The following is a 6360-nucleotide window of genomic DNA, read 5'->3' on the forward strand; positions in this document are numbered from 1 at the left end:
YTTATTCTGTAATTATTTTTTTCATTAATTATTTACCTCCATATATTAAAAATATACCTAATTTTAGGTATATTTTATAAATATCAAGAGTTTTCGACAAAATTAAAGATGATAAACCATTAAGTATCCATTTTCTGCACCATAATATTGAGCAATTGTTCGAATAATCTTAAACCCATGCTTTAAATATAATTGTTGAGCAACCAAATTATGTTCATTTACTTCTAAAAAAATTTGTTGATATGAAAAATGTGTTAGAATATATTTTAACATTTGTTGACCATAACCTTGATGGTGATGACGCTTTTTAACTGTTAAACGTATTAATTCAAAATCATCCCCACTATGCATTAAAATAAAATAACCATAGAGATTATTTTTGACAATTAATTTATAAACAAGATAATTTTTGTTATTAATCATTTGAATTAAATTACGATATTTATAATAATTATGTGGATAATTTTCTTGTTCTAATAAAAATAATAATAAAGCATCACTATTATTAACTGGTTTTAAAATAACCATTTAACTTCAATCCTTTTTTAAATACTGTGGCTCTAAAGCAAAAATATCTTCAACTAATATAAAATGCTTTTTTAGAACAAGATAATTTTGAACAAAATCAATTTCTTGTAAATCATAACGAAACTCATAACCTGGAAATTGCTTTGTAATTTCAATACAAGTTTCATAATCAAGAACTTGCCTTGGAATCACCTCTACACCATTACTAATTACCGCAAAATACCGTTTTCCACTCCGCGCATCAAGCATTGAAACAACATTATCTAGTCCCGCCTGATAAAGTAATGTATTAATTGTATAAACATTAATCGCCGGATTAATTACTTTAACTGTTTTCACAATTGTCATTGGAATCCGAACACCAGTATAACTACCTGGACCAGCTGTTAAATAAAAATTATTAATGTCTTTTAATTTTAATTGATGCTGACCTAATAACTGGGTAATTGTTGGTAATGTTGCTTCAGTATGATGACGAGCATGGTTTTGGTGAACTTGACCAATGATTTTTTGTTCTTTTTCTAAAATTAAAATTAAAAAATCAGTACTAGTATCAATAAATAGATTTAACATCTTATCCCTCTTTTCCTAATGCGCTTTGTAAATGTTTATTGTTGGTTTTAATCGTAAAAATTCGTTCGTCCTCATTAATTATCTTAATGGTAATTTTAATTACCTCGTACTTTGAACTTAACTGGTTACTAATTCCCGCCGGTCATTCAATAATATTAATACTATCAGAAAAATGTTCAAAATACATTTCTCACTCTTCTTCTTGTTCTAAACCTAACAATCGATAGCAATCCATATGATTAATAATAACTTGCTGATTTGTCGTATACTGTTGCATAATTAAAAACGTTGGTGAAGTAACGGGCGTAGTTACCCCTAACGCTTTTAATAAATATTTTGTAAAAGTTGTTTTCCCAGCGGCTAACGGTCCATCTAATAATAAGCATAAATTAGGATGTAAAAACGGAGCAATTTTTTCAGCTAAAAGTTTTGTTGCTATCTCATTTTTAACAATTATTTTCATCAATATCCCACTCTCTTTTACTAATTATATCTAGGAATTAATTATTGTGCTAGACTTTTAGAAAAATATGTAATAATTAAAGTGCAGAAAATTAGAAAGGTTGTTATAAATAAATGAAAGATATTATAATTATTGGGGCTGGGCCGGTTGGGTTATATGCTTGGAGTTGTGCTGGCATGTTAGGATTAAGTGGCTATATAATTGAAGGAAATGATAGTCCTGGTGGACAACCATGAGAATTATATCCAGAAAAACCATTATATGATATGCCCGGATTTGGCGAAATCAAAACTAAAACATTTATTGAGAATTTAATTAACCAAGCAAAAAAAAATACGGGGCAAATAACATACATTGGTAAAACTAACATTAGTAATATCCTTACAACAACTGATGGTTTTACTATTACTTTAACAACTAATCAAACATTTACAGTTAAAACAATTTTAATTACAAGTGGAAATGGTGTTTTTAGCCCCATTCGTCTAGAACATCTTGACCCTCACCAAGAATATGAAAACTTATGATACGCTGTTAAAAATCCAACTCTTTTAACAAACAAGAAAATTGTTATTCTTGGTGGTGGTGATAGTGCTGTTGATTGGGCAAATCATTTGATTGAAGATAACATTAGTAAAGATGTTACAATTATCCATCGTCGAACATTATACCGAGCTAAAGAAAACAATGTCCAAAAATTACAACAAAATAAGGTAACCGAATTAAAACCTTATCATGTTAAAACAGTTGAGACAATTGATAATAAAATTACCGCTTTAACATTAGAACATGAAACAACACATAAACTATTAACTATTACAGCTGATTATTTTATTGTTCAATATGGAGCAAAAGTTGCACCAACAATGTTGCAACAATTAACTTTAACAACAACTCCAATACGAAAAATTATTATTGCACAAACTGGGCAAACAAGTCATCCTCATATCTTTGCGGCTGGAAATAGTGCTTATTATGAAGGAAAATATTATAATATGGTAACTGGATTTGGTGAAGCTATTAATGCGCTTTATAATATTACAAAAATTATTCATGGTCAAAAATACCATCCTGGTTATTTAAGTGATATTAAAAAATAAGTTAGTAATAACTTATTTTTTAGCCTGTTAACTTATAAATTTCTTTATTAGGTTCATCCTTCTCTATTTTTTTCGTATTTTTACGTAAAGTTTCTTCTCGTTCTCACATTTTTTGATATGGCATTTCTGGTTCCGTTAAGGTAATAAAATCATCTTCATATTTTTTACGACGTAGAATTCGCATTTTATCTTGGCGTTTAGTTCAAATTTTATAAACAAGTGGTAACCGTAAGAAGATCCCACGAACAGAACCGGGTGCTCAAAAGATTGAATTAGCAAAAATAACAAACAAAGAAGCAAAGATTAAACCAAAGAAGAAATTCAATAATTTTTGTCATCCCCAAACTGGCTGTAAATCAATATTATAAATTTGATTAGGATTATGTGTTTTTGATAAAAATAAATAATTAACTAAAATAGCAATAATCATTGGAACTAACAAAATCATTCAATTTCGAAAAACACCTTTAAAGTTACTATTATAAGTTAAAAATATTCAATTATAACATCACAAATATAAAAACCGCAAAAAACTCATTAAGCAAGTAATAATTAAAATACTATATAATGCAGCTGCTAAATTATTAAAGCCAAAACGTCATAGTAAAGCACTAAAAAAACAAAAGACAATGTTAAGACAGCCAATAATGAAAGTCGGAATTGCGGTTTGTTTATAATTTGCTTTAGCATATACCAAAACATTTGCAGGTTCAGCTAAGACAATAAAAACAGAGCTTAAAGCAACTAATAAGGAAAAGGTTGGCTGATAAAAGATGCTTTTAAAAATTTCACGTTCCTGTGATGTTCATGGATTTAATGTTGAATCACTAGTTCGAATTTGTTCAATAATTTGTGGCGCATACAATGTTGTCACAAAATATGGTGATAAAATAAACTGGTTAACAAACAAGAACCCAGCTATCATAAAAGCGTATGTTTCAAATTTCATATAACTCTGTCAATCAACCCGACCATTTTTTGCTGTTCATGCGGCAAAAAACTCACGGAAGGAATTAATTAAAATCATCATAATACTACGAACTCCAACCGTAATTGTCATATATAGCGATAAGGTTGATGATATTCGTAACCCTAATAATAGCGCCGTAATAATAACATCACCATTAATTAACAATGTTTCGCCAATATTTTTAAACACAACAATATTACTTGATTTAACTAGTTGCATGTTATCGCGTTGGCGAGCAATACAAACTCAAGGATAATGTAACTTAATAAATAAATAAACTAAACTTCCTTTCATAACAGAATAAAGTAAGAAAATTAAAAAGACAAAAACAGGATCCACTGCAATTGAAATTAAGTAGAAAACAATTGAATATGAGATTAAATCACAAATAATTAAAATTAAACGGCGTAAATGATTATTTTGATCAGCTTGCATTAAGTTTTCATATGCTGCCGTTCAAAATAATGCAATTAAGTTTTTTGACCCAATAATAAATACAATTAAAATCATTTTTCATAATGGATAACTAATTGTTTCATCATTTTGTAAAATACTAAAATTCTTTTCAAATAAATAAATATAAGCACTATACCCAACAGCAATGGCAATTAATAAAATAATACCAATGTACCCTGATATTTTATATTGATGCTTTGCTGTATTAACCATTTCATTTGCTTTAATTCAATCTTTTTGTAACAATGGTTTTACTAAAAAAATAACAGTAATGGCTCCTAAGCCACCTTCCACTGTTCCTAAAAAAGCAACAATTGCAACGCTATTCTTTACAAACCCATTAAACTGCGAACCATAACTACGAATTAATAAATACATTAGCGTAAATTGAAAACATGTTCCAATTAACGAAGTAAAAGCCCCGATTAAAATACTAAAAATTCCTCTTCTTGTTGACAATTACTTCACCTCGTTCCTAATATTTTTATTTTATAATATTTTCTGGAATTTTAATAATCTTTTCATTTAAATAACTTAAATGGTCTGGCAATTGATGAAAGATTAAGGTTGTTGCATATAAAGCAATCATATACTTCTTTGTTTCTTGTTTTGCTCCATATTTAACATCATTAATAATGGGGTGATGTAAATAACTTAATGAAGCCCGAATTTGATGCTTACGGCCAGTTATTAATGTTGCTTCCAATCACGTTGCATTTGATATCTGAGCTTGAATTTTAAAATGTGTTTTAACTACTTTAGCATGTGGTTGCTCTGTTTTAGTAAAAACCATTTTTTGTTTATCTTCATCTTTATATAAATAACCACTAAGGGTAAAATCAGTTTCTTGAATAATTCCTTCACACTTTGCTAAATATTTCTTTTCAATAAATTCTTTTTGGTTAATTTTAGCTAATAACAAATCTAATGTAATTTTATTTTTCGCATATAGCACTAATCCTCGTGTTAATTTATCTAATCGATGAACATGGGAAATGACAAATGACTGTTCATCCTGCGGATGATATTCATCTTTTTGGATTAAATAATGTTGCACCATAGCATCTAATGAAGTATGAAACTTTGAGTGCATTTCTACTCCATGTGGTTTATCAACAACAAGAATGTTATCATCTTCATAAACAACTTGTAATGGTAATGGTGCAACATTATTATAAGTTGCTGTCTGGTTTCGTTCTGTTACAACTAAATTTTTATCAAAAATAATAATTTGGTCTCCTAATTGAAGTTTATAATTTCGTTCTTTCATTACTTTGTTATTTACTTTAATTTTTTTATTACGAAATAACTTATAAATAACTGATAACGGAGTTGTTTGAAACATTTTTTTAATAAAATTAAAAATTGTTTGATTAACATCATTTGCTTTAACTGTTAAAGTAACAACTGTTTTTGGTTCCATACTTCCCCCGTTTTCCTAGTATTAATTATATAATGAAAGTTAACCATTATCCGAAGAAAAAACATTCTAAGCTATTATTTTAGAATGTTTATCATTTTTTGCTTTCTGTTTTTCTTCAACTTTTAAGATATTTGCTTTAATTTCTGCAATTTCAGCCACAGCTGTAATTTGATTAAATAAATAATATAACATATAATTTTTTTCTTTTTCTTTCAAAAGATGTTTATCGAAGAAAGCGACTGTCTCATCAATTGTTTTCATTAACTCATAAGCTTGTTCACGAGTAATGCTATTATTTGATAATGGTTTTTTCACCAATGTTGGTAATTGTGTTACAAAAGCATAGTCTTCCAATGCTTTTTCTTTTTCAGTATAATAGAAAATTCGAAAAGCACTCACTTTTGCTCCAATTGTTTTAATAGCATTACGAACACCAGTAACTTTTGTTGACAACATATTTTTGATAAAGACTGCAATAATAACAGTAATTGTCCCAATTGGAATAATAATTGAAACAATCAAGTCTAAATCAACACCAAATTTTGTTGCAAACATTGCTTTAATTAAAGTATAACCATTTTGAATTAGTAAAACAGTAATAAAGAAACTAAAGTTAGTTGCTTTTCATCATTTATGTGGAACTAAAACTTCTGTTTGACGGTTCAACACGTATCAGAAGAAATATGACACTAAGACTAATAAAATGCCATATATTAAAGTAATTAAGGTTGTTAAAAAGTGGTAGTATTCATTATTCTTAGGTTTTTAATAAAATTAAGTAATTAGAAACAAATTAAGTTTCGCTTATAATTAAATGATAACAAAATTTATAAAAAATTCAAWTTTT

7 protein-coding genes are annotated in these 6360 nt (G+C 27.8%); 1 reads left to right on the forward strand and 6 read right to left on the reverse strand.

Going from position 1 to position 6360, the window contains the following annotated elements; all coding sequences use genetic code 4:
• Window positions 1–102: 102 nt before the first annotated feature.
• The 3 genes from EHV01_RS02315 to tsaE are packed head-to-tail and all read right to left on the reverse strand — an operon-like array spanning window position 103 to window position 1564.
• The gene (locus EHV01_RS02315; RefSeq protein ID WP_422066031.1) at window positions 103–528 is read right to left on the reverse strand and encodes a GNAT family N-acetyltransferase; all 426 of its coding nucleotides are present in this window, start codon (window positions 526–528) and stop codon (window positions 103–105) included.
• Window positions 529–1101, reverse strand: coding sequence for a tRNA (adenosine(37)-N6)-threonylcarbamoyltransferase complex dimerization subunit type 1 TsaB (gene tsaB, locus EHV01_RS02320; RefSeq protein WP_422066032.1), 573 nt, complete (start codon window positions 1099–1101; stop codon window positions 529–531).
• A 1-nt stretch (window position 1102) separates the two neighbouring features.
• Window positions 1103–1564 carry a tRNA (adenosine(37)-N6)-threonylcarbamoyltransferase complex ATPase subunit type 1 TsaE gene (tsaE, locus tag EHV01_RS02325; protein ID WP_422066033.1) on the reverse strand — a complete coding sequence of 154 codons (462 nt, stop codon included), beginning with the start codon at window positions 1562–1564 and terminating at the stop codon, window positions 1103–1105.
• 113 nt (window positions 1565–1677) lie between these two features.
• Between tsaE and EHV01_RS02330 the strand changes: the two genes are divergently transcribed.
• Window positions 1678–2664: an NAD(P)/FAD-dependent oxidoreductase gene (locus tag EHV01_RS02330; protein ID WP_422066034.1), complete on the forward strand. Its 987-nt coding sequence runs from the start codon at window positions 1678–1680 to the stop codon at window positions 2662–2664.
• 19 nt (window positions 2665–2683) lie between these two features.
• Here the strand turns inward: EHV01_RS02330 and EHV01_RS02335 are convergent, their stop codons facing one another.
• The 3 genes from EHV01_RS02335 to EHV01_RS02345 form a co-directional block, all read right to left on the reverse strand.
• Window positions 2684–4549 (reverse strand): transporter, encoded by a 1866-nt coding sequence (locus EHV01_RS02335; RefSeq protein ID WP_422066035.1) that lies wholly within the window; start codon window positions 4547–4549, stop codon window positions 2684–2686.
• Between the two features lie 25 nt (window positions 4550–4574).
• Window positions 4575–5513, reverse strand: a complete 939-nt coding sequence (locus EHV01_RS02340) for a pseudouridine synthase (RefSeq protein WP_422066036.1) — start codon at window positions 5511–5513, stop codon at window positions 4575–4577.
• A 66-nt stretch (window positions 5514–5579) separates the two neighbouring features.
• Window positions 5580–6182 (reverse strand): hypothetical protein, encoded by a 603-nt coding sequence (locus tag EHV01_RS02345; RefSeq protein WP_422066037.1) that lies wholly within the window; start codon window positions 6180–6182, stop codon window positions 5580–5582.
• Window positions 6183–6360: the final 178 nt, after the last annotated feature.

The organism is Spiroplasma sp. hy2 (genome assembly GCF_044714365.1).
GTDB lineage: Bacteria > Bacillota_I > Bacilli_A > Mycoplasmatales > Mycoplasmataceae > Spiroplasma > Spiroplasma phoeniceum.